Annotated in this window: 1 protein-coding gene and 1 pseudogene; both read left to right on the forward strand. The window is 68.1% G+C overall.

Features of this window, described 5'->3' with window-relative positions:
- The coding region (locus AACR77_RS12585; protein WP_042881968.1) for a 3'-5' exonuclease at positions 1-1,550 on the forward strand (1,550 nt) is incomplete at its 5' end.
- A gap of 8 nt (positions 1,551-1,558) precedes the next feature.
- Positions 1,559-2,295 (forward strand): annotated as a pseudogene (locus AACR77_RS12590) (exodeoxyribonuclease V subunit alpha); the annotation flags it as partial.

A 2,295-nucleotide genomic window follows, 5' to 3' on the forward strand; every position in this document is an offset into this window, starting at 1 on the left:
ACTTCCTCCATCTCGGCGAGCTGCTGCAACAGGCGAGCGGCGAGCTGGACGGGGAGTACGCCCTGCTGCGCTGGCTCGGGGAGGCGGTGAGCCAGCCCAACGGCCAGGACGGGGAGCAGATACTTCGCCTGGAGTCCGAGCGCAAGCTGGTGCAGATCGTCACCATCCACAAATCCAAGGGGCTGGAGTACCCGCTGGTCTTCCTGCCGTTCATTTGCAGCCACCGCGCCGCCGACACCCCCCTGTTCCACGAAACGGGGGAGGCGGGCAATCGCACCGTGCTCGATCTCACCGGCGCCGAGGAGTCCCTGGCCGAGGCCGACAAGGAGCGCCTCGCCGAAGACTTGCGCCTGCTCTACGTGGCCCTGACCCGGGGGGTCTATGCCACCTGGCTCGGGCTGGCGCCGGTGCGCTCCGGGGCGGGCAAGTCGGAGAAGACCGACCTGCACCGCACCGCCATCGGCTACCTGCTGCAAAAGGGGGAGGAGGGGGACGCCGGGACACTGGCGACCGCCCTCACCGACCTGGCCCAGGCCCTGCCGGGAGTGGCTGTCGGTGAGCCCTCGCTCACCCGCCCGGCCCCGCTGCCCGCCGAAGCGGAGAAACCGGGTGAGCCCACCGTGCGCGCGTTCCAGGGGCAGCTTGAGCGGGACTGGTGGATCAGCTCCTACTCCGGGCTCGCGGCCCAGGGCAACGGCCACGGCAAGGGGGTGCTGGCCAACCCCGGCTTCGACGACGAGGTGGCCACCGAGGCCGCCGTCACCGTGCAGGAAGAGGAGGCGCCCGCCCCTTCCATCTTCACCTTCCCCAAGGGGGCGCGTCCCGGCACCCTGCTCCACAGCCTGTTCGAGACCATCGACTTCGAGCACGCGAAGGGCGAGTCGCTGGCACAGCACATCGCCGCCCTGCTGACCCAGGAGGGGTTCGACGAAGGCTGGGCCCCCGTGCTGCAACAGCAGGTGGAGGCGGTGCTGGATACCCCCCTTGAGACCGGCCTTGGGGATCCGGTGCGGCTGCGGGATCTGGCCCCCGAACGCAAACAGGTGGAGCTGGAGTTCTTCCTGCCCATGGGGCGGGTGACGGCACCGGCGCTGACCGCACTCTGCCAGCAGCACGACCCCCTGTCGCGGGACGGCAAGCCGCTCGGTTTTGCCACCGTGCAGGGGATGCTCAAGGGCTTTATCGACCTGGTGTTCGAGTGGCAGGGGCGCTGGTATCTGCTCGACTACAAATCGAACCACCTTGGCATGAGCCCCGCCGATTACGGCCGCCCGGCCCTGGAGCGGGCCATGGTCGAGCATCGCTACGATCTGCAATACCAGCTCTATTCGCTGGCCCTGCACCGGCTGCTCGCCTTGCGGCTGCCGGGCTACGATTTCGACCGACATTTTGGCGGGGTCTTCTATCTCTTCCTGCGCGGCATGCCACAAGGGGGCATTTTCCATGCCCGGCCCAGCCGGGAACTGGTGCTGGGGCTGGACGAGTTGTTTAGTAAAGGTGTGACGTCTGACGATCATCGTTTAGAAAAATCGAACAAGGCAGAGGCATGAGGGGCGAGATGAAGGGCGAAACCATGATAGAGCGGCTGAAAGCCTTGGCGCTGGCGGGGCGCATCCGCCAGCTTGACCTGCAATTTGCCAGACTGGTGGCCGACCTGGGCGGCAGCCCCGAGCTGGTGCTGGGGGCCGCGCTCGCCTGCCATGAGCTGGGGCGTGGCCATGTCTGCCTGCCGCTGGCGATGCTTGCTCAGGGCGGTGACGGGCAGGGATCCTCGCGCCCCTTCGGGCTGGATCCGGATCAGAGCCGGGATCTGCTGGCGGATCTCGCGGATCCTGCGAGCTGGCCCGCCCTCTTTGCGGCCAGCCCCCTGGTGGGGAGCGAACAGGAGGAGGGAGAGACCCCCCGCTGGCCCCTGCGGCTCTGGGGGGATCGCCTCTACCTCACCCGCTACCACGACTTTGAGCTGGGGGTGGCCCGCCACCTTAGCGCCTTGAGTGAACGGGCCGAATGGCCGGAGATTGCCCCGGCCCTGTCACGCCTCTTTGCCCGCGACTACGGCCTGGTGTTCGGGGCCTTGCTCAAGGCCCGCCTCGCGCCGGATTTCTCCGTCCGCCACTTTGTGGAGAAGTACCTGGATCTGGTCTTCCCTCATGAGGTGGAGTGGCCCGCCGTCGAGACCCTGCTAAAGAGCGCCCAGGCAGCCAGCGAGCTGGAGCGGCTGGATACCCTGGTACCCGAGGCGCTCTGCTGCAACGGCCAGAAGCTGGCGGCGGCCACGGCGGCGGCGCGCCCCTT

The organism is Aeromonas sp. ZOR0002 (assembly GCF_963866995.1).
In the GTDB taxonomy this organism is placed as follows: Bacteria; Pseudomonadota; Gammaproteobacteria; order Enterobacterales; family Aeromonadaceae; genus Aeromonas; species Aeromonas caviae.